18 protein-coding genes are annotated in these 21,318 nt (G+C 63.2%); 9 read left to right on the top strand and 9 right to left on the bottom strand.

Going from position 1 to position 21,318, the window contains the following annotated elements:
• Positions 1-14: 14 nt before the first annotated feature.
• From ABF990_RS04260 to trxB, 3 genes are all read right to left on the bottom strand, one after another.
• Positions 15-485 carry a MucR family transcriptional regulator gene (locus tag ABF990_RS04260; RefSeq protein WP_415490253.1) on the bottom strand — a complete coding sequence of 157 codons (471 nt, stop codon included), beginning with the start codon at positions 483-485 and terminating at the stop codon, positions 15-17.
• 458 nt (positions 486-943) lie between these two features.
• Positions 944-1,825, bottom strand: a complete 882-nt coding sequence (locus ABF990_RS04255) for a LysR family transcriptional regulator (RefSeq protein WP_415490254.1) — start codon at positions 1,823-1,825, stop codon at positions 944-946.
• A gap of 121 nt (positions 1,826-1,946) precedes the next feature.
• Positions 1,947-2,894, bottom strand: a complete 948-nt coding sequence (trxB, locus tag ABF990_RS04250) for a thioredoxin-disulfide reductase (RefSeq protein WP_415490255.1) — start codon at positions 2,892-2,894, stop codon at positions 1,947-1,949.
• A 200-nt stretch (positions 2,895-3,094) separates the two neighbouring features.
• Between trxB and ABF990_RS04245 the strand changes: the two genes are divergently transcribed.
• From ABF990_RS04245 to ABF990_RS04210, 8 genes are all read left to right on the top strand, one after another.
• Positions 3,095-3,577 (top strand): Lrp/AsnC family transcriptional regulator, encoded by a 483-nt coding sequence (locus tag ABF990_RS04245; protein ID WP_415490257.1) that lies wholly within the window; start codon positions 3,095-3,097, stop codon positions 3,575-3,577.
• Between the two features lie 72 nt (positions 3,578-3,649).
• The gene (locus tag ABF990_RS04240; protein WP_415490339.1) at positions 3,650-4,744 is read left to right on the top strand and encodes a glycosyltransferase; all 1,095 of its coding nucleotides are present in this window, start codon (positions 3,650-3,652) and stop codon (positions 4,742-4,744) included.
• Positions 4,741-6,210, top strand: a complete 1,470-nt coding sequence (locus ABF990_RS04235; protein WP_415506482.1) for an ArnT family glycosyltransferase — start codon at positions 4,741-4,743, stop codon at positions 6,208-6,210. Before ABF990_RS04240 ends, ABF990_RS04235 begins: the two co-directional genes overlap by 4 nt.
• A 124-nt stretch (positions 6,211-6,334) precedes the next feature.
• On the top strand, positions 6,335-7,327 hold the full coding sequence (gene gshB, locus ABF990_RS04230) for a glutathione synthase (RefSeq protein WP_415490259.1): 993 nt from the start codon (positions 6,335-6,337) through the stop codon (positions 7,325-7,327).
• Between the two features lie 208 nt (positions 7,328-7,535).
• Complete coding sequence (locus tag ABF990_RS04225) at positions 7,536-8,300, top strand: class I SAM-dependent methyltransferase (RefSeq protein ID WP_415490260.1); 765 nt, start codon at positions 7,536-7,538, stop codon at positions 8,298-8,300.
• 155 nt (positions 8,301-8,455) lie between these two features.
• Positions 8,456-9,772, top strand: a complete 1,317-nt coding sequence (locus ABF990_RS04220) for a cbb3-type cytochrome c oxidase subunit I (protein ID WP_415499990.1) — start codon at positions 8,456-8,458, stop codon at positions 9,770-9,772.
• The gene (locus tag ABF990_RS04215) at positions 9,769-10,734 is read left to right on the top strand and encodes a heme o synthase (protein WP_415499989.1); all 966 of its coding nucleotides are present in this window, start codon (positions 9,769-9,771) and stop codon (positions 10,732-10,734) included. Before ABF990_RS04220 ends, ABF990_RS04215 begins: the two co-directional genes overlap by 4 nt.
• The gene (locus ABF990_RS04210) at positions 10,731-10,868 is read left to right on the top strand and encodes a hypothetical protein (RefSeq protein ID WP_415499988.1); all 138 of its coding nucleotides are present in this window, start codon (positions 10,731-10,733) and stop codon (positions 10,866-10,868) included. Before ABF990_RS04215 ends, ABF990_RS04210 begins: the two co-directional genes overlap by 4 nt.
• 347 nt (positions 10,869-11,215) lie before the next feature.
• Here ABF990_RS04210 and ABF990_RS04205 read toward each other — a convergent pair whose 3' ends face one another.
• The 6 genes from ABF990_RS04205 to ABF990_RS04180 all read right to left on the bottom strand — a co-directional run bounded on the left by ABF990_RS04205 (position 11,216) and on the right by ABF990_RS04180 (position 19,254).
• Positions 11,216-12,175, bottom strand: a complete 960-nt coding sequence (locus ABF990_RS04205) for a Tim44 domain-containing protein (RefSeq protein WP_415490264.1) — start codon at positions 12,173-12,175, stop codon at positions 11,216-11,218.
• A 27-nt stretch (positions 12,176-12,202) separates the two neighbouring features.
• A complete protein-coding gene (locus ABF990_RS04200) occupies positions 12,203-13,543 on the bottom strand; it encodes a TldD/PmbA family protein (protein WP_415499987.1) in 1,341 nt (446 codons plus the stop codon).
• On the bottom strand, positions 13,540-14,805 hold the full coding sequence (locus ABF990_RS04195) for a M16 family metallopeptidase (protein ID WP_415490266.1): 1,266 nt from the start codon (positions 14,803-14,805) through the stop codon (positions 13,540-13,542). Before ABF990_RS04195 ends, ABF990_RS04200 begins: the two co-directional genes overlap by 4 nt.
• Positions 14,806-14,866: 61 nt before the next feature.
• On the bottom strand, positions 14,867-16,270 hold the full coding sequence (gene thrC / locus ABF990_RS04190) for a threonine synthase (RefSeq protein ID WP_415499986.1): 1,404 nt from the start codon (positions 16,268-16,270) through the stop codon (positions 14,867-14,869).
• Positions 16,271-16,381: 111 nt separating this feature from the next.
• A complete protein-coding gene (locus ABF990_RS04185) occupies positions 16,382-17,557 on the bottom strand; it encodes an L-dopachrome tautomerase-related protein (protein WP_415499985.1) in 1,176 nt (391 codons plus the stop codon).
• Positions 17,558-17,736: 179 nt separating this feature from the next.
• Entirely contained in the window at positions 17,737-19,254 is a 1,518-nt protein-coding gene (locus tag ABF990_RS04180; RefSeq protein ID WP_415499992.1) for a carboxypeptidase M32, read from the bottom strand.
• Positions 19,255-19,324: 70 nt separating this feature from the next.
• Between ABF990_RS04180 and ABF990_RS04175 the strand changes: the two genes are divergently transcribed.
• The gene (locus tag ABF990_RS04175; RefSeq protein WP_415499984.1) at positions 19,325-21,307 is read left to right on the top strand and encodes a tetratricopeptide repeat protein; all 1,983 of its coding nucleotides are present in this window, start codon (positions 19,325-19,327) and stop codon (positions 21,305-21,307) included.
• The last annotated feature ends 11 nt before the right edge of the window (positions 21,308-21,318 follow it).

The raw sequence follows: 21,318 nt of genomic DNA, 5'->3' as shown, positions 1-21,318 counted from the left end.
AGTGTCAGTCTGGCTTAGCTGGCGGCTGCCGGGGCTTTCTTGCCACGCTTGCCGCGCGCGCCTGTATCGTCTTCGCTGCCGGCCGCGTGAATTTTCCGGCCCAGGCCGATTTCACGCGCGAGGGTTGAACGCCGTTCGGCATAGTTGGGGGCGACCATGGGGTAGTCGACCGGCAGGCCCCAGCGTTCACGGTACTGTTCCGGCGTCATGCCGTAGGCGCTCTGCAGGTGACGCTTGAGCATCTTGAGCTTTTTCCCGTCTTCCAGACAGATGATGTAGTCGGGGAAAACAGAGCGCTTGACCGGCACGGCGGGCTGAAGCTTTTCAGGCTCGCTCTGGGGCTGGTCAGCCATCTTGAGGGCCTGATAGATATCTCTGATCAGGGCCGGGATCGATGCGGGGTCCGTCTGGTTGTTGGAAACATGTGCGGACACGATCTCGGACACAAGATCTAAGATAGGCGAATAGTTCTGGTTCTCACTCATGGCTGACCCAATAAAAATTTAAAGTGAATGATCCGAAGTATAGTCAATTCGTTTTTGCTTGGGAATAGAGAATATACGGATTAGGCATATTAAATTCAAATATCGCGTAAAAGTTGTATGAGTGATCTGATATGACGAGAACCTGATAAACTAATTTTAATGTTTCGTGAATGCCGGTGTCGCACTATCGATCTGTAATAGCAACAGTGAAGCATACCCTGTTTTGGATAATTCAAAGACCGTTAAACGCGCATGACAGTGTTTAACCAGTATCAGGGCACTGTATTGGGGTCAAAAAAAGTAAATTTTATAAAACGAGTGTTGATAAAAATTATTGTTCGACATGCTGGCCCGCTCAAACAAAAACGGGGCAATAGCTCTTGCGAGTATTGCCCCGTCATGGTGGCCCCTGCTCAGTAAAATGCTGGGCGCGGCCGCGCAATGTCAGAAAAGCGGATTTAGCGGATGCCCAGCTCGCTCATCAGAAAATCGCGGAAAACCGCGACACGCTTGGAACTGCGCAGTTCTTCGGGGTAGACGAAATACGCATCCACCGTTGGCGTGGGCACGTCTGGCAGGATCTGCACCAGATCGGGAAATTCCGTTGCGGCGTAAGTCGGAATGGAGCCGATGCCCAGCCCGGCGGCAATCGCATATGCCATGGCGGCCATGCTGTTGACCTCAAGCCGCGCGACCTGCGGAGCCTGTCCGGCCTGCGCTGCCTGTGCCAGCCAGTTCACATGGGCGACGGGCGGATGGTGTTCACCGAACAGCACCAGATTGTGGGATTTGATATCGTCCAGACTATGCGGCGTGCCGTATTTTTCCAGATACAGGGGGGCTGCAAAAATCGGCAGATGAAAATCCGCCAGATGGCGCTGGATCAGGTCGGGCTGGCGTGGTGCATGCATCCGCACCGCCACGTCGGCCTCGCGCATGCCCAGATCCAGATCGTTGTCTTCCAGAATCAGGCAGATATCGATTTCGGGGTTCGCGGCAATGAATTTATGAAGCCTGGGCATAAGCCAGCAGCTTCCGAAACCCGTCGTGGTTGTGACCCGCAGCCGACCGGCGGCTTTTTCCTTGCTTTCGGTCAGCAGGGTCTGTGTCATTTCCAGTTTGGAAAAAACTTCCCGCACGGTCTTGTGCAGGGTTTCACCCTGTTCCGTGAGAATGAGGCCGCGTGCATGACGGTGGAAAAGAGGAACCTGAAGAACATCTTCCAGCGCGGAAATCTGTCGTGACACGGCAGACTGGCTGAGGTTCAGAACGTCCCCCGCGTGGGTAAAGGAACCGGCTTCCGCCACTGCATGGAAAACCCGGAGTTTGTCCCAGTCCACGCACGCCTCCTGCATTAATTATTGAATAAAAGATATGCAACACATCGAATTATGCATTGCGATGGGTATTAGGTGCAGTAATTATATTTCCCGGTCAAGGGACTACAGACATCACGCCGGATCACTTCAATGCGGATAAGAAACGTTCTGCGTCCAGCGCCGCCATGCAGCCGGTGCCGGCCGCCGTGACCGCCTGACGGTAGATCTTGTCCTGCACGTCGCCTGCGGCAAAGACTCCGGGAACGGATGTCTGCGTGCCACCGGGCTGCGTTTCCACATAACCGTCGGCATCGAGTGCGAGATGCCCCTTGAAGATTTCGGTCGTGGGGGCGTGGCCGATGGCGATGAAAACGCCGTCGGTGGCCAGGGTGCTGGTGCTGCCGTCGTTCGTGTCACGCAGCAGGACCGCGCTTACGACAGGAGGCGTGCCGTCGGCCAGAATATCCGCGATCTCGCTGTTCCAGCGTACGGTGATCTTGGGATTGGCAAATAGCCGGTCCTGCAGGATTTTTTCCGCACGCAGCGTATTCCTGCGGTGGACAAGCGTTACATGGGCTGCGTGGTGGGTCAGATAAAGCGCTTCTTCCACCGCGGTGTTGCCGCCGCCAACCACGATCACGTTCTTGCCGCGATAAAAAAAGCCGTCGCATGTGGCGCAGGCCGAAACACCGGCTCCCTGCAGTTTCTGTTCGCTGGGCAGGCCAAGCCAGCGGGCCTGTGCGCCGGTGGCGATGATAACGGAGCGGGCGGAGTAGACCGTTCCGGAATCCCCGTGCAGGGTGAAAGGGGAGCCCGTTGAAAAATCGACCGAGGTGATAATATCGTATTCGATGCGTGTTCCCACGTTCAGGGCCTGTTCGGCCATCTGTTCCATCAGCCAGGGACCCTGGATGGCCTTGGCGAAACCGGGGTAGTTTTCGACATCGGTTGTAATGGTCAATTGCCCGCCGGGCTGCAGGCCCGCCACCAGAACGGGGGACAGGTTGGCGCGTGCGGCATAAATGGCGGCGGTGTAGCCCGCGGGGCCTGCGCCAATAACAAGCAGATCGGTCGTAATTGTTTGTGTCATGGCGTAAAATCCCTGCGCGTGAAGTCGTGCCTCGTACCACCGTCTGTGCGGGGGCTGAAGTGGCAAGGCCCCAGATATGGCCGGACGTTTGGTGTTGGGCAAGAGCTTCAGAGTGTTGTATGCGGCACCGGGGCAGGCATGGCGTGGTGCGATATGCGGGTCTCAGTTAGTCTCATCGTGGGCAGGATGGATCGGATAAGGTGACGGACCTGGACGCAGTTGATCTTCGTATTGTGGCCGAGCTGCAAAATGACGGGCGCATAACCAATGTGGAACTGGCCCGCCGTGTGGGCATTTCCGCTCCGCCGTGCCTGCGTCGCGTGCGCAGGCTGGAGGAAGAAGGCGTGATCCGTGGCTATCATGCGGAACCGGACAGCGTGTCCCTGGGCTGGCCCATCACGTTTTTTGCGCTGATCGGGCTAGAAAGCCAGAAAGAGACAATTCTGTGTGCGTTCGAGCAGACGCTGGCCGAATGGCCCGAGGTCAGGGAATGTCACATGATTCGCGGTGGCGGGGATTTTCTTGTGCGGCTGATCGCACGTGACGCGGCGCATGAAAACCGACTGACCCGGCAATTGACCGAGGCCGTTCATGTTATCCGTGTGCAGACTTTGCAGACCATTCGTACCAGTCTGGAGCGTTGGGGCGTGCCACTGGAAAACGACCACGAAGGAAAAGACTGAGTGAACGTGGCGACCGGCAGATTACACGAGGCAAAAAGCGATAACGTGCGGGGTCTCGATCCTGACCAGACTTTGGCCGAGCAGGCCGGAGTGGACGTTACCGTTGTCATTCCATGTTATAACGAGGCGGCAAACGTTCGCCCGCTGGTTGCGGCACTCAGGACCGCGCTGCAGGGCCGCCGGTGGGAAGTGGTGTTTGTCGACGATCATTCACCCGATGGTACGATCGATGTCGTGCGGACTCTGGCGCGGGATGATGCGCGGATTCGCGGCATATGCCGTATCGGACGCCGGGGCCTGTCTTCCGCCGTGATCGAGGGGGTGCTGTCCTCTTCCGCGCCGGTGGTGGCCGTGATGGATGGCGATCTCCAGCATGATGAATGCCGTCTGCCCGCCCTGATCGACGCGGTGCTGAGCGGAAACTGCGACCTGGCTGTGGGCAGCAGGCATGTCGAGGGCGGTTGCAATGCCGGCCTTGCCAATGCCTGGCGGCATGCGTTGTCCGATGGCGGGATCTGGCTGGCCCAGCGTGTCATGCCCGTGAAACTGACCGACCCCATGAGCGGCTTTTTCGCGATCAGGCAGGATATGTTCGAACGGATCGCCCCCAGCCTGTCGGGCACGGGTTTCAAGATTCTGCTCGATCTCGTTCTGTCGTCGGAAGCGCCCTTGCGCGTGCGTGAGGTGGCCTGCGGCTTCCGCCCCCGTCTGGCTGGCGAAAGCAAGCTGGACGTGCTGGTCATGATCCAGTTCGCAGCCCTGCTGGCGGATAAATTTTCTCACGGACTGCTGCCGCTCCGGTTTGTGGCGTTTGGTCTGGTGGGACTGGTGGGCGTGCTGGCCAACCTGCTTGTCATGCAGGTGATCAGCCTGTTCGGCGGCTCTTTTGGCGTGGCGCAGGGGGTGGGCACGGTGGTGGCCATGGTCCTGAATTTTGTTCTCGACAATAATTTCACCTATCGTGACAGGCGCCTCAAAGGTGTGCGTTGCATGAGGGGGCTGGCGCTGTTCATGCTGGTCTGCTCAGTCGGCGGGATCGCCAATGTGGGGATCGCCCACATGTTGTATGACCAGCGTTATGCCATAAACGAATCCAGTATTGCCGGGGCGGTTCTGGCGGCGGTGTGGAACTACGCCATGTCCTCGACCATTATCTGGCGCCCGTGACAGGGCCACGGACCGGTCCTGCGGGCTATGCCCCCTGGCTGGTCGGCCTTGTGGGTCTTACGCTCGCAAGGCTGGTTGTGGCCGGCTTTGTGCCGCTTGCCCCGGACGAGGCGTATTATCGCCTTTGGGCGCTGGCTCCTGCTGCCGGGTATCTCGACCATCCACCCATGGTGGCGTTGTGGATGCGGCTTGGCTTGTGGCTGGGGGGGGATACTGCGTTCGGCCTGCGCCTGATGGGGCCGATCAGCGCCTTTGCAGGGTCGTGCCTGCTGGTCCAGGCCGGGGCATGCTGGCAGCCCGGCAGTGCGCGGGCAGGGCGGGGCGTCGGGCTGAGAGCCGCGATCATGCTGAACAGCACCCTTGCGCTGGGTCTGGGCACGTTGATCATGACGCCGGATACACCGCTCGTGTTTTTCATGACCCTGCTGGTCTGGAGCCTGAGCAGGCTTTGCGCAGGCGGGGCCGGTTGGTGGTGGCTTGTCGCGGGTGCGGCCGTGGGTCTTGGTTTCGACAGCAAATACACGGCCCTGCTCCCGGCGCTGGGGGTTGGGGTCTGGGCATGTGTGAACTCTCACGGGCGCCATTGGCTGCGCACCCCCTGGCCGTGGTGTGCGGCCGTGGTGGGTATGCTCTGTATCTCCCCCGTCATCTGGTGGAACGCAACGCATCACTGGGCCAGTTTTCTCAAGCAGGGGGGGCGGACGGCGGACTGGCAGCCTGCCCGAATGCTGACTTTTCTGGGTGAGTTGCTGGGCGGGCAGGGGGGGCTGGCATCACCGTTGCTGTTCGGGCTTTTTGCCGTGGGTTTTGTCACCCTGTGGCGTCGGCGCGATGTATTTTCCGCCCTGCTGTCATGGGTGATCCTGTGTCCTGCTCTGGTGTTCGTGCAGCACGCGTTCGGTGCCCGTGTGCAGGCGAACTGGCCCGTTGTGGTCTATCCCGCTCTGGCGCTTGCGGCAGCGCCCATTGTGTCAGGCTGGCTGAAACCGGCCGTGGCATGTGGCGTGGGCCTGACTGTCGCCATTCTGATCCAGGCCGTGGCGACTCCCCTGCGTCTTGCCCCGCACTGGGATGTCACGCTTCGCCAGCTTGGCGGGTGGTCCGCATTCGGGCAGGCTGTCGCCAGCGTAGCGCCGGAGGGCCTGCCGCTGATGGCTGATGAATATGGGCTTGCGGGTGAGCTTGCCTTTTACGCGGCGCCGCGGAGTGTGGTGGCAGTTGAACCGCGCTGGAGTCTGTTTGCCCTGCCGCGTCCCGCCTGCGGGCAGGAAGGGTATCTGATCCGCAGCCATAAAAGACAGGGCGGGCCGGATTCCGCCATGTTCGACGTCATGCCCGGGCCGGTCGTCTCTCTCTCCCGCATGCGTGACGGTATGGTGGCGGAAACTTACGGCATGTTCCACGTGCGCCTGCGCTGCGATGGGGGAACACGCGTCGGCAATGCGGCACAGTTGCCCGTAAAATAGTGCGCCGTGTGTTGTCGGCCGAGCTCTTTCGCGTTCACTGGCGGTGGGTGACGTTTGCGTGTTGGGGCCAAAGCGGGCAGGATACGGCCATTATCGTGTTGGCAGAAACGGGAAACGCAATTTCATGGCCTCGCACCGGCTTGTAGCGGTTCAGATGGACCCGCTTGAGCATATCAATATCGATGGGGATTCGACCTTCGCCCTCATGCTCGAAGCGCAGGCCCGGGGCCATGCCCTGTTCGTCTATGAGGTCGGCAGCCTGGCGCTGGGCGAAGGCGCGCATGAGCCGGGGCAACCTTCGCGCACACGGGTCAGTGCGACCATGCGCCCGGTCACGGTCCGCCGCGAACACGGCCGGCATGCAAGTTATGGTGACGCCGAACGCCGTTCCCTGGGGGATATGGATGTGGTGCTGATGCGCCAGGACCCACCCTTTGACATGGCCTATATTACCGCCACCCATATGCTGGACCACGTGCATGGCACGGGACCGGGCAAGGCGCTGGTGGTCAACGACCCGCGCTGGGTGCGCGACAGCCCGGAAAAACTGCTGGTCACGCATTTCCCCGATCTCATGCCGCCAACACTGGTAACATGGGACGTGGCGGAAATCCGGGCTTTCCGGGCCAAGTGGCGCGACATTATCGTCAAGCCGCTGTTCGGTAACGGTGGCAGCGGTGTTTTCCGCATTCGCGAGGACGACCAGAACCTGAACGCCCTGCTGGAAATGCATTTCGCGCGCTCGCGTGAACCGCTGATGATCCAGCGTTACGAACCGGCGGTCACGGCAGGTGACAAGCGTGTCATTCTGGTAGATGGCGAACCTGTCGGGGCGATCAACCGCGTGCCGACAGGGGACGATCACCGCTCCAACATGCATGTTGGCGGTGTGGCCCGTCAGATCGGACTGAGCGAGCGTGACCGCGAAATCTGCGCGGCCATCGGCCCCTTCCTGCGTGACCATGGGCTGATTTTCGTGGGGATCGACGTGATCGGGCAGTACCTGACTGAAATCAACGTCACATCCCCCACAGGCCTGCAGGAACTGCAACGCTTCGATGGCGTGAACGGCGCGGGGCTGATATGGGACTGTATCGAACGCAAGCTCGGGGCCTGAGCCTTAACACCAGCGCTGCGGGTCGGAATGACCCGTGGCACGGCATGTCATGCTGATGCGCGCATGCGGGTCGAAACCTTTGGCGTCCTGCATGCTTTGGCACAAAGGCGTTTTCGTGGCGGCACATGTCGCAAGCGGGACCGCATAGTAGGAAGGAAGATGTGTGGTGCCACTTGAAGAAATGCCACCGAGCGGGCAGAGAGAAACCATGAGCGATATTCTCCATGATTACCCCTCCGGCCGGGGGGAAGCACCCGTTCCGCCTCCGTCACGTTCGGCGCTGGATACGGAAGCCGTCAAGGTGGCGTACCGCCGTTGGGCCAATGTGTATGACGTGGCCTTTGGCGGTGTTTCGCGTTTTGGCCGCCTGCGCGCGGTCGAGGCGGTGAATGGTCTGCCCGGTTCGGATGTGCTTGAGGTCGGTGTGGGAACGGGCCTTGCCCTGCCGCATTACACATCGTCCAAGGTCATTACCGGGATCGATCTTTCGAGCGACATGCTGGCCAAGGCCCGTGAACGGGTGCAGCGCCAGGGGCTGGGGACCGTCAAGGACCTGCTTGAAATGGACGCCGAAGACACGCAGTTCGCGGATAATTCCTTCGATATCGCGGTGGCCATGTTCGTGGCCTCCGTGGTGCCCCACCCCAGAAAGCTGCTGCGTGAGCTCAAACGCGTGGTCCGGCCGGGCGGGTATATCCTGTTCGTGAACCATTTTCTGGCGTCCGGCGGTGTGCGCAGCATGGTTGAACACGGCATGGCCCGTGCATCCCGTTCGTTGGGGTGGCACCCCGATTTTGCCATGGAATCGCTGCTGCCGCCCGCCGATCTGGCGCGTGCGTATATCCAGCCCGTGCCCCCAATGGGACTGTTCACGCTGGTAACGCTTGAAAACCTGCCGCAGGTGCTGGCTCAGCCTGTCGTGGATGATGCTCCGGCCCGTGCCTCAACCCCGTCAGGCGTTCTGGTCGGCTGAATGCGTGCGTTCCTGCCAGGGCAGGGGCGTTTGTGGCGCGTAGCTGGGCGGCTCGTTCTTGCCGCTAAAAGCGGGTAGACTGCGCGCAGAAAGTTTACCGGTCTGGCGGATCATTCCGCCAGACCGCTGGCCGCACAGAAAATGGAAGTTGGAGCATGATCTCCGCTCAGACGCAGAGCATACAGGACCGTTCACAGACTGGCCGCCACGCGGTGACGACTAACAGGGTCGATACCGCAACAGGTGCTGCCTATGTGTTGCTGGCGGCCCTGGCCGGTCTGTGCGGTGGCGGTCTTTCCGTTGCCGGTGGGCTGGGTCTGCTGCCCGCGGGCTCCATTCTTGCGCGAATAGAACCCGCGCATCCGGCGCTGATGCTGCTTTATGTGGTGGTGCCGGCTCTGGTCGGCGGTTTTGGCACACTCTGGCTGCCCCGGGCGCTCGCCCGTGATCATATGCTGGCCCGCGGGCTCAACGGGGCTGGTCTGGTCCTTGCCGCATGTGCGGCGCTGCTGACCCTGGGCAACGCCGCACAGGGCGTGCATCCCCACGGTACGGGGGCTGGTATCGCACTTCTGCTGTGGTGCGCCGGCACGCTGCTGACGTGCATGGCGCTTCTGGTCACGGTGTTCGACAGTCGTGCCGACAGTGTTGCCCGGCGGCCGTTCTCACCTTTCGTGTGGGGCGAAATGCTGGCCGCTGCCGTGCTGCTGCTGAGCGTGCCGGTTCTGGCAGGCATGGTTGTGCGGGCATGGTTCTGGCCAGCCCTTGCACAGCCGGTGGTGGCGGAAAATTTCGCCGGACCGATCGGCCTTGTCATTCTCCTGGCGGGCTTTGGTATCGTATTTGAAATGAGCGCCCGCTTCGCCCGTTTTTCCGAACGTCCCGTGGCGCTTATCATGGCGGCCACCGCCGCGACAGGCAGCGTGGCCTGGGTCAAGACCGTATTCGTGCAGGGGGCCGAACGCACAAGTGCCGTATGGCTCGGCGGCGTGATTCTGGCCCTGTGTTCGTTCTCCGCTGTCTGCCTTGCGGGCCTGTGGCTTGCCGGTACATGGAAATCCCGCGTGACGCTTCGCACACCGCTGTTGTGGGGGCTCGGTTTTCTGGCAGTGGTATCGGTCGGCTGGGTCGCGCAGTTGAGCCATGGTGCGGGCCTTCACTCCGCGCTTCAGTTTGGTGCGCTTTATGCTGTCTGCGGCGGGTTCTACCTGTGGCGGGGCGAGGAATGCGGGTTCTGGTATCCGCAGGGACTGGCGCTGCTGCATTTTGGCCTGACGGCGGTGGCCACCGCACTTGTGTTCATACCCGCCCAGCAGGGGCTTGGCGGTGTGCTGTTCGGTCTGTCGGCCGTATGCTTCGTGCTGACGGCCGGGGCCAGTTTCAGGCGGAATGTGTCTGCTGCCAGTGTGGCGGATGCTAATGTGGCGGAGCAACCTCTGCACCGCACCCCGCGCGCGGAGACCACCCGATGAGCGAGAGCGTGGCCTCACCCGCCACCACCCGGCGGCCTCGTTTCGATACGGCCAAGGTGGGTACGACCCCGCGCGACTGGCTGGCGCTGCTCAAGCCGCGGGTGATTTCGCTGGTGGTCTTTACCGGCGCGGCTGGCATGGCCATGGCGCCGGGCCATATCAACCCGTTTGTGGCCGTTGTGAGCATCTTCTGCATCTGCCTTGCATCGGGGGCGGCAGGTGCCATCAACATGTGGTACGACCGCGATATCGACGCCATCATGCAGCGTACCATTACCCGGCCTATTCCCGCCGGACGCATTCCACCGGATGAGGCCCTGGCTTACGGTATTGGCCTGTCGAGCCTGTCCGTATGCCTGATGTGGATTGCCACCAACGCCCTGGCAGCAGGTATTCTGGCGTTTTCGATCTTCTTCTATTCTGTCATCTACACGATGTGGCTCAAGCGTTCGACGCCGCAGAACATCGTGATCGGTGGCGCAGCGGGCGCGTTCCCGCCCATGATCGGCTGGGCTGCCGCGACCGGGCATATGGCGGTTATGCCCGTGGTCATGTTCGGGATCGTTTTTTTCTGGACTCCGCCGCATTTCTGGTCGCTCTCGCTTTACGCCTGCAAGGATTACGGGCGCGCGGGCATTCCCATGCTGCCGGTGGTGCGGGGCGAACGGCATACGCGCTGGCAGATTTTCATCTACACGCTGGTGTTGCTGGCGGTGTCGCTCATTCCGTCAGCCATGCATCTCAGCGGCTGGCTTTATACCGCCACCGCTCTTGTTCTTGGCCTCGGCTTCGTGGCCTGCGCGGTCCGCGTGCTGCTTGAGCCGCAGGACGGGAATGGTGCCAGCCAGAAAGGCGATAAGGCTGCACGGGTATCCTTCCGCTTTTCGCTGGCTTATCTGTTCTTTCTGTTCTGCGGCCTTCTGGCAGATCACATGTTACGGTTGTGGATGCACGGATCATGAACCAGGTGCTCGATATGGCTTTGCCCGAACAGCTTGAACGGCAAAAGCGCCAGCGCCTGCGTGTGCGGGCCATGCTGGTGTTTATGGGGCTGCTGGCCGTAATCATGTTCGGGCTGACCCTGCTTCAGGGCTGACAGCTTCTATCAGATACCAGTGCGGCTACCAGTTGTGCATGATGCGTGGGCTACTTCTGCCGGTCTGGCGGTCAGGCGTGGCCGGGCAGGGCTACCGATTAACACTTCGCTCAGTCGCAATAAAAGATCAAAGCGGTAAAACAGGAAATGGCCCCCGGACATATCGACCGGGGGCCATTTTGTATTCTACTGCGTGCCTTGCAAGCTCTGGTACTACTGAGCTGGCAGTACGGCGTGCCGTGTCATGCGGCCCGCATCTGCCGGTGCGTGTGGCAAGCTTGTAGCATCAGCCCGTCATTGCCCCCTTAATTTTCGCGGGGCAATGACGGCGCACAGGACAAGCCCGTTCAGCGGGCCTGCTGAATGGCAGAGAGCAGCCAGCGTCCCCCGCGTGAGGGGCGCGTGAAGGTCCAGAGTTCGGTAATGGTCACCGGCTCGGTAGAACTGCCGTCGATCACCTGGCCCATGGCGTTGGTGGTCAGGTCGATCAGGCTGTAGCGCATGGCCACGGTTGCGTAATCCATGCCGTTCTCAGCCCAGGCTTCCGCCAGATCGCCCTGCAGGAACCGCACGTCCGAGACGACATTGCGCGCTCCCTGGCTGGCAAGGGTGGCAAGCTGCTCGTTGAAATACGACACCATCTCGGGCGTTGCCATGCGCTGCATGGCCGAAATGTTCTGCTGGTTCCACGCGGTCTGGATATCCAGCAGGGTCTGCTGGAACATCTGGTAATCCGCTGTGCCGATCTGGATCGGGTTGCCCGTGGGGGTGCCTGTGGGGCGCGCGGCGGCCGGTCCTGCTCCCATCGGGTTGCCGGGATTAAAGGCCGAACCCGCGGGCCGCCCGCCCGAAAAACGCCGGACAAGCCACATGACCAGCATGACCACAAGACCAACCTGAATCAGCAACCCGACCAGACTGAAAAGTCCATGCACACCGCCCATGAAACCATGCCCGCTCAAAAGCCCGAAAAGTCCCGCCCCCAGAAAACCGCCAGCAAAGCCGGTCAGGAACGGGTGGCGGTTCTGGTATGGCATCATGGGGCGGGCAAAGGGGGCCGCCATCTGGGGCGAAGCACCAAAGCCGGGGCCGGAGGGGGCCATGCGCGGGGTTATGGAGCGGTCCATCGGCGCCGTGCTGTAGGGCGTTGTGCGTGTCGGTGGTGGCGCGCTCCAGGTCCGGCTGCCACGGCTGCCCATTGAGCTGCCCTGGCCTGCGCGGGCGTCGGCCTGCACGGCCAGCGGGCCGGCAGCAAGGCTGGCACCCAGCAGGATTGTAAGAACGGATGCGAGAAAACGTGCTTTCACAGGTGAATTGGTCCCCAGGTCAGAAGGTCAGGCCCCGGCGGTGCTCAGGGCCTCCACCCTTAATGTGGGGGCGTCTGTGCCAAAACGGAATACCAGATCATTCGCTAATGTCATGGAAGCGAAAATTTCCAGCAGGTTGCCCGCAAGGGTGAACTCCGCCACAGGTTCGGCAATCTGCCCGTTACGGATCATGAAGCCGGACGCCCCACGGCTGTAATCGCCTGTCAGGCCGTTGATGGACGAGCCCATCATTTCGGTAATGTACAGTCCTTCACCGATATCGGCCATCAGTGCCTGGGGGCTGAGTGTTCCGGGCTCGAAAAACAGATTGGTGGCTGACGGGCCGGGTGGGCCCGATGTGCCGCGCGCCGCCCGCGCATTGCTTTGCAGCTTGAGCTGGCGCGCGCTGCGGCTGTCCAGAATCCAGTTCTGCAGAACGCCGTCCCGCACGAGGGGCAGGGGGGCCATGGGCAGTCCTTCCCCATCGAACGGGCGTGAACGCAGGCCCTTGATCCGGGTCGGGTCGTCCGTAATGCTGATGGCGGGGGCGAAAATACCCTGCCCCATCCTGTCCTTGAGGAAGGACGTGCCGCGCGCAATGGCCGTGCCCGTTATGGCGCCGATAAAATGCCCAAGAAAGCTGCTGGCCACGCGGGGGGCGAACACCACGGGGTAACGGCCGGTACGCGGGCGGGCGGGGTTCAGGCGTGCGACGGCTTTTTCACCTGCGCTGCGGCCGAGTTCGCCCGCATCCTGCAGGTCGGCCAGCCAGACCGTGCCGTGATAGTCGTAATCGCGCTGCATGCCGTCGCCCGCACCTGCCAGCACACAGACCGAGTTGGAGTGGCTCGTGCGCTCGTAGCTGCCCGCGAACCCGCCCGATGTGGCAAAGGCCACACGCGTGCGCCCGAAGGACGCGCTGCTGCCCGCGCTGTTGGTCACGCCCTTTATCGCCAGTGCGGCTTCCTCGCCCTGGCGGGCGCGCTCAAGCAGGGTGGCGGTGTCGGGCTCGGCCGGGTCGGAAAGCTGGAGGTCGTTTGTGGTGTGCGTGCCGGTCAGGGCCTGGGGGGCCAGGCCCGCATACTGGTCGTCGGGCAGGACGCGGGCCATGGCCATGGCCTGGTCCACCAACTGCTCGAAACGGCCAGCATCGATCGTGGTGGTGGAAACAATGGCGTTCCGGGCGCCTGCAAAAACCCGCAGGCCCAGATCCGTGGTTTCTGACCGTTCAAGCTCTTCGGTCACACCGTTGCGTACCCCCGCCCCGACGGAGGTGCTGGCGATGAACACGGCCTCCGCATTGTCGGCTCCGGCTTTTCTGGCGCGGCCGATCAGGTCCGAGAGAAGGTCGAGGGTACGGGCTGTCATGCTGCCAGATTCTCCGCGATATTCTGGAGGGAGGGAATGTTGCCGATGGGGCCAAGGGCGGCCAGGGTCGGCGTTCCGGCAAAAATGCGGGCAGCGGCTCCCCGGATTTCGTCCGTGGTTACGGCTTCGATCCGGCTGACGGTTTCGCTCGTGGGGATGATACGCCCGAAAATCTGGAGCTGGCGGGCAATCTGTTCGCACCGGCTGCCAGTGCTTTCCAGTGACATGAGCAGAGATGCCTTGAGCTGCGCACGGGCGCGGGCCAGTTCATCCTCACCCACGGCAAGCTGCACCTTGCGCAGTTCCTCCAGTGTCACGGGTACGAGTTCGGCGCATTCCTTCTCGCCTGTGCCCGCGTAAATGCCGAACATGCCGCTGTCGAGAAACGGTACGGCAAAGGAATAGACCGAATAGACCAGCCCGCGTTTTTCGCGGATTTCCTGGAACAGGCGCGAAGACATGCCCCCGCCCAGAAGGGTGGAAAGCAGCATGGTGGCGTAATAGTCGCTATCGCCATATCCTGCGGCGGGAAAGCCCAGAACAACATGCGCCTGGTCCAGATCCTTGACCTGACGGAACTCGCCACCGCCATACCGCGCGGCCTGCATGACGGGCCGGGGCGATGTCGGCAGGTCGGCGAAATGCCGGGCTACCTGATCCACGACGGCTTCGTGCTCAAGGTTGCCTGCGGCGGCCACGATCATGTTGTCGGGCGTGTAATGGGTGCCCATGTAGCGCATGAGCGTCTCGCGGCTCATGCCCCGGATCAGGTCTTCCGTGCCCAGGGTGGGGCGGCCCATTGGCTGGGTGGGGAACGCCGTTTCCTGGAAATGGTCGAACACGATATCGTCCGGGGTGTCGTTGGCCTGCCCGATTTCCTGCAGGATCACGCCGCGTTCGCGTTCCAGTTCAGCCGGGTCAAAGCTGGAATGGGTCAGGATATCGCCAATGATATCGATGCCCAGGCCCAGGTTTTCCTTTAGCAGCTTGACGTAGAACACCGTCTGTTCCCGGGCGGTATAGGCATTGATATGCCCGCCGACATTCTCGATTTCCTCGGCAATGCGCAGGGCCGAGCGCTTTTCGGTGCCCTTGAACGCCATATGTTCGAGAAAATGGGAAACGCCGTTTTCCTCCGCCGTTTCGTTGCGTGTGCCAGCGGAGACATAAGCCCCGAAGGAGACTGTCTCCATGCGGTCCATGCGTTCGGTCACGACGGTCAGGCCCGAAGGCAGGCGGGTCAGCTTGATGGGATCGGTCATTCTTGTCCTGAAAAAGGAAAGGCTGCCCGGCAGGGCAGCCTGATAGGAGAAATGGGGAGGCTCAGTTCGCGTTGCAATCGGCTACGGCCGCGCGCACCGCATCCTTGATCGCCTGTGGCGTCGCGGGCACGGTGCGGTAGCGTTCACGCCGTTCGTACAGATCGGCCATATGCACGGGCAGGGCCGGGTGGATACCTGTTGCCGCTACCATTGCGTCGGGGAATTTGGCCGGGTGGGCCGTGGCTTCCGCGATCATGGGGGTGCCCGGCTGGCGGAATTTACGGCCCGCTGCAATGCCGATCACGCTGTGCGGGTCGGCCAGGTAGCCCGATTTCTGGTGCAGGGCGCGAATTTCGGCCTCGGTCTGGGTGTCGTCCAGCGCCAGGCCAGAGAACAGCGTGCGGGCCCGTTCCCAGGTTTCTTCGGGCACATCCATATGCCCCGTGGTGCGGAAGCCGGTCATGATCCGTGCGCAGGCTTTTGCGTCGCGGTTCAGCAGTTCGAACAGTAGGCGCTCGAAGTTGGACGAAACCTGAATGTCCATGGACGGGGAAAGGCTGGGCACAACCCCCTTGATAGTCATGTCATTGGCGTTGAGGAACCGGGTCAGGATGTCGTTGCGGTTGGAGCCCACGCAAAGCTGCCTGATGGGCAGCCCCATGCGCCGTGCGGCCCAGGCGGCGAGAATGTTGCCGAAATTCCCGGTCGGCACCGCAAAGGACACCTCGCGCTCGGGGGCGCCAAAGTTCAGCGCCGCGTGCACGTAATAGGGAATCTGGGCGGCAATCCGCGCCCAGTTGATGGAATTGACGGCGGACAGGTTCATTTCCCGCCGGAACGGCAGGTCGGCGAACAGGGTTTTCACCAGATCCTGGCAGTCGTCGAACGTGCCTTCCACCGCGAGATTGGTGATGTTGGGGTCCATTACCGTGGTCATCTGCCGGCGCTGCACCTCGGACGTGCGGCCCTTGGGGTGCAGGATGATGACCGAAAGCCGCTTGCGGCCCCGGCATGCCTCGATCGCGGCGGAACCCGTATCGCCCGAGGTCGCCCCTACAATGGTTACATGGTCGTTGCGCTGCGTCAGCACATGCTCGAACAACTGGCCCAGCACCTGCATGGCCATGTCCTTGAAGGCAAGGGTCGGGCCATGGAACAGTTCCTGAACGAACAGCCCGTCTTCCACCTGGGTCACTGGCACGATGGCGGGGTGGTCGAACCCGGCATACGCTTTTTCGCACAGGGCTTTCAGCGTTTCATAATCGATATCGGGTGCCGTGAACGGGGCCATGACGCGGGCCGCCAGTTCGGGGTAGGGCAGGCCGCGCAATGCACGCCAGTCATTGGCCGAGAATTCGGGCCAGGTTTGCGGCAGATAAAGGCCGCCATCCTCGGCAAGGCCACTCAGCAGCACATCGGAAAAGGAAAGGGCGGGAGCATCCCCGCGGGTGGAAATGTAGCGCATGAAAAACACTATACCCTGAATGGCCTGTGGCGCGAAGTGGGCTTGTAGCGGCAGCCCGGGGCATTTCCCCCCCGGTGCGATGCAACGCCGGATGGTAGCGGATGTTCCGCCCTATTGCGGGGGCGGTGTGGTGGGTAGCGTCAGGTCATAGACCGTAACGGGCCACTTGACCGAAGCCGGGCCACCGAATGCGGTCGTGTGGTCGATCTGGCTGGCGGAGACAAACAGGTGGCCGTGCCCGTCCAGACCGGGCGTGGTCGGCCATGTCAGTCTGGGGTCGGTGATCAGCCTGCGCGGAATACGCCCCGTCGTATAGCTGAGAATACTGCCCGTGGTCACATCGGACCAGTATAGCGTGCCGTTGGAATCAATGGTCATGCCGCCCAGGGTGGGGGTCTTGAACCACTGGGTCACCCCTTCCTCGAAGGCCGCGGGGGTCACATCGGGGTCGAAGAACAGCGACGTGGCAATGCGCGACAGATAGCCCGAAGGGGGCTGCACCACGATCCACGACCCGTCGGGGCTGACCGCGATCATGCTTGCGTCCAGCGCGGCCAGCCGCCCCGTTGCGTCATGCAGTTCACCACTGGGGGTGACGATCGGGCGCGTGGCGACAAGGGCCGGATGGTGGTCGAGGAAGCGACGGCTCATTCTGGCGGTCAGATCGACCACAAGAACAGCCCCCACCCCGGAATCCGCTACGTAGGCTGTGGTGTCGTGTACCGCCACGCCAGACAGGATACTGCCCGGACGCAGGGCCGCGGCCTCGATCGGGATGCTGCGCAGCACGGTGTTCCTGGCTGGGTCGATCTCCAGCAGTTTGGGCGCGGCCACGGGTGGCTTTGTGTGGTCAGGCACGCCGCTGTCCAGCACCCAGACAGATCCGCTGGCCGCGCGGATCAGCCCGCTGGCGGATACGATCCGTGTTGCGGGGTCTCCGTCGGTGGCGTTCCAGGCGGTGTCGGGCCAGGGGGCCAGGGTGCCGTCCGGGGCGCGGGCATAAAGCTGCGGGCCGGTATTGCCCACCCATGCCGGAGCTTCCAGCAGCATGCGCCCGTCGGGCAGGGGCAGCACGGTGGTCCATATCTGCTTGTTTGACTGCATGAACGGGGTCAGGGCGGCGGCCCCCAGTTCGGGCACTTTGGGCATGTGCAGCGCCCAGGCGGCCGTGCTGGACAGGGGGGCCGCCAGCGGGTTGAGCAGCAGCGTGGCCAGCACGGCGCAGGATGCCGCGCGGCCTGGGCGTACGCGGTGCAGGAGGCAGAACAGTCGGGGCAGAGCAGTCATGTGTCGGGTCCAAGATGCGGCGGTCTGGAATGCCGGAGACATTAGAGCCGAAGCCGGTCTCCCGCTAGGGACGGTGTCCGCGCCGGGCCAGAGGCGCGCAGATGTGGTGTGCAGATAGCATGCCTGCGCAATGCGGAGGCACGCGGTTTGCCGCATGCCCCCATGCCCGTCCGTGGGGGTCAGGCGTCGGGCGCGCGGTCGATGTAGCGGTTGCGGATATGGGCCAGATAGGCGTCGGCCTCCAGCGGCCTGCCTGTCGCTTCGCGCAGGATCTGCGGCATGGTCGCGCTGCTGGCGCGGCCATGTACGTTCTGGCGCAGCCAGGCCAGCAGGGGCGCGAAGTCGCCCTTGCCCACGGCCGGCAGGATATCGGGGTTCTGCTGGCAGGCGGCCGCACGGAACTGGGCTGCCGCCATGGCCCCAAGGGCGTAGCAGGGAAAATACCCGAACAGCCCCTCCGGCCAGTGGATGTCCTGCAGGCAGCCCCGCCGGTCGTCGGGCACGCGCAGGCCCAGCAGGGCGTGAATGCCGTCATTGAACGCGCCGGGCAGGTCGGCAAGGGCGAGGTCGCCCGCGATCATGGCTTTTTCCAGTTCGTAGCGGACCAGAATATGGGCAGGGTACGTCACTTCATCCGCATCCACACGGATAAAGCCGGGCTCCACATGGGTCAGCAGCCGGTGCAGGTTCGCCCCGTCCCAGCCGCTGGCGGTATCGGGAATGGCAAGTGCTGTCCGTGCATGCGGGGCCAGCCACCGCGCAAAGGCACCCGAGCGACAGAACTGCATTTCCATCAGCAGGGACTGGCTTTCATGCAGGGTCATGCCGCCAGCCTGCCCGACGGGCTGCGAGACCCAGGCAGCGGGCAGACCCATGTCGTACAGCGCGTGGCCGGTCTCGTGCAGCACGCCCATCATGGCGGGAATGAAATCGGCCTCGTCATAACGGGTGGTCAGGCGCACATCGAACGTTGCCCCACCACAGAACGGGTGGGTGCTGACATCCAGCCTGCCGCGCGTCATGTCAAAACCGAGCTGGCGCATCAGCACGCGGCCAAGGGCTTCCTGCCGGGCGACGGGGAACGGTCCGTGCAACGGTATGGCGGGTGGCAGGGCGGCCTGATGGTCGAGCACGCCTGCGATCAGTCCGGGCAGGTCGGCGCGCAGGCGGGCAAATACAGGATCGATATCGCTCTGGCGTGTGCCGGGGTCGAACCCGTCCAGCAGGGCGTCGTACGGGTTCAGGCCCAGCGCCTCTCCCGTGGCGTCCGCCACGGCGCGGGTCAGGCGCAGCACCTCGGCCATATAGGGCTGAAGGGTTGCGAAATCGCTGGTCTCACGCGCGCTGCGCCACACGATCTCGCAGCGGGATGTCGCGTGCGAGAACGCCTCCACCAGGTCCTGCGGCAGGGCGGTGGCGCGTTTATGCAGCCTGCGCATCGCGGCCAGGTTGGCGTTGCGCCACACCGCGTCCTCTCCCGTGGCGTCCACCCCGGCTTCGGCCAGAAGCTCCGCCATGGCCGGGGCTGTCAGGATTTCGTGGCGCAGCCCTTCGAGCATGGCCATGTTTTCGGCCCGGCGTTCCGCCGCACCGGAGGGCATCATGACTTCCTTGTCCCAACTGAGAATGCCGATCGCATCGTTCAGGGAGGACAGGCGCGCAAAGTGGCGTTCGAGGGAAAGATAGGCTGTATTCATACCCGGCATGGTACAGCATCCGCGCCGCGGGCGAAATGCACCATGTGGGAAAAACCGGCGGGGAGCATCTATGCAACGGAACGACGAACGGCTGAGCGGCCCGGCTGTTGCCTCCGGTTCTGGTCCCGGTCCTGGCTCGGGTCCCGGCCCCGGTGCGGATGTTGCGGAACAGGCGCTGGCCTGTCTGGCCCGGGGTGAGGCCGAGCAGGCGGTGGCCCTGCTACGTAACCAACTGCGCACGCACCCGAACGATGCGCAGGCCCTGCACGCCATGGCCTGCGTCGCCCGCGCAGGCGGGAACGCGCCAGTGGCCATCGCTCTGGCAGGTCGGGCCATTACCCTTGGAGCAGAGCCGCATTTTCACATCACGCTGGGGCTGGCGCTGCATGAGGCGGGGCAGGGAGAGGCCGCGCGTGCCGCCCTGAACGTGGCTGTGCTGGCAACCCCCAAAGACCCCCGTGCGCATGACGCCATGGCCGTGGTGCTGGAGGCCATGGGCCGCGCGGCAGATGCCGGGCGCGCCCTGCGCCAGGCGCTGGCCCTGCGCCCGCTTGAGGCAGAGCGGCATATGGCCCTTGCGGCCTTTCTGGCGCGGCAGGGCCGGGCGGCACAGGGGCTGGAGGCTTCTGCCCGTGCTCTACGGCTGGGGGCAGGGAGCGTTGCGGCGCATAACCTGCATGCCATGCTGCTGGATGCCTGCGGCCGCCCGGGTGAGGCTGAACCCCATTTTCGTTACGTGGCCGAGCATATGCCCGGCAGTGCGGCTGCCCTTGCCAACCATGGTGCCGTCCTGTTCGTAACCGGTGCGCAGGTTGAGGCCCGGCACGTGCTTGAAGCCTCGCTCACCCTTGCCCCGGATGTCGCGCAGACCCGTACAAATCTGGGTCTGGTGCTGATGGCGCTGGGGGACCTCCCCGCCGCACGGCTCCATCTTGCCACGGCATGCCATCTGCGCGGGGGCGATGCCCGGCTGATGCTGAACCACGCAGGGCTTCTGGTTGATCTGGGGGAGTACGAGGCTGCGCACACGCTGCTACTGGCGGCCGAGGCCGGGGCGGCCAACGCGCGTGACCGGGCGCGGGCGCGCATGAACCGGGGCGTGCTGGCCCTTGCGCGGGGCGATTTCGCCCAGGGCTGGGCCCTGTTCGAAGCGCGGCAGGTCCTGTTGCCGCCACCGTCGGAGGCGGCTGATCTGGCGCAATGGGACGGAACACCCGGGCCCGACCCTGTTCTGATATACGGCGAACAGGGGCTGGGGGATTGCATCCAGTTCCTGCGCTATGTCGAATCTGCCGCGCAGCGTGTTCCTGTTCTGCTGGTCGTGCCCGCGACCCTGCGCGGCCTTGTCGAGCAGACCCGGCTGGGGCGGAACAGCCGCGTGCAAATACTGGAGTCCGGCGGGCAGGGGCCGCACGCTGCCGGTGCACGGTGTTCCCTGTTAAGCCTGCCGCATTGTCTTGGCATGGCCGCGCCCTTTGCCTGGCAGGCGGCTTTTGCGACAGGTGCCGCGCAAGATCCGCGGGCGGAGCAGGCGGCGGGCCAGCGGGTGTTCCGGCTGGGGGTATGCTGGGCGGGCAATGCCGTATTCCAGTTCGATAAGCGGCGTTCGATCAATCCCGCGCTGCTGCGCCCGCTTGCGGATATTGCCGGTGTGCGGGTGCAGGCCCTGCAACCCGAACCCGATGGCGCGGTTGCCCCGCTGCCGTTCGTGGCGGATGCCCTGCCCGTGGGCGATGTGCTGGCCACCGCCCGCCTTTTGGCCCGTCTGGATATGGTTGTCAGCGTGGACACCATGATCGTCCATCTCGCAGGCTTGCTGGGCGTGCCTGCGGTGCTGCTCGACCGTTTTGGCGGTGACTGGCGCTGGGCCGGTGGCAGCACGACAGAAAACGGCAATGCGCCTGCGCAAAGCCTGTGGTACCCCAATGTGCGTATCCTGCGCCAGCCCGCACCCGGCGTGGGGGATGCGCCATGGCTGCCGGTGGTGGCGCAGGCCATCTGTCTTGTGCGCGATGCGGTGCGGAAAATGGGTAAAGACGGTTGTCCCGGTTAAGCATCTCTTTA

Origin of the sequence: Acetobacter sp., from assembly GCF_047723915.1 — a bacterium.
Classification (GTDB): domain Bacteria; phylum Pseudomonadota; class Alphaproteobacteria; order Acetobacterales; family Acetobacteraceae; genus Acetobacter.
Note: the sequence above shows the minus strand (reverse complement) of the source record. Positions and strands in the feature narration are given on the sequence as shown.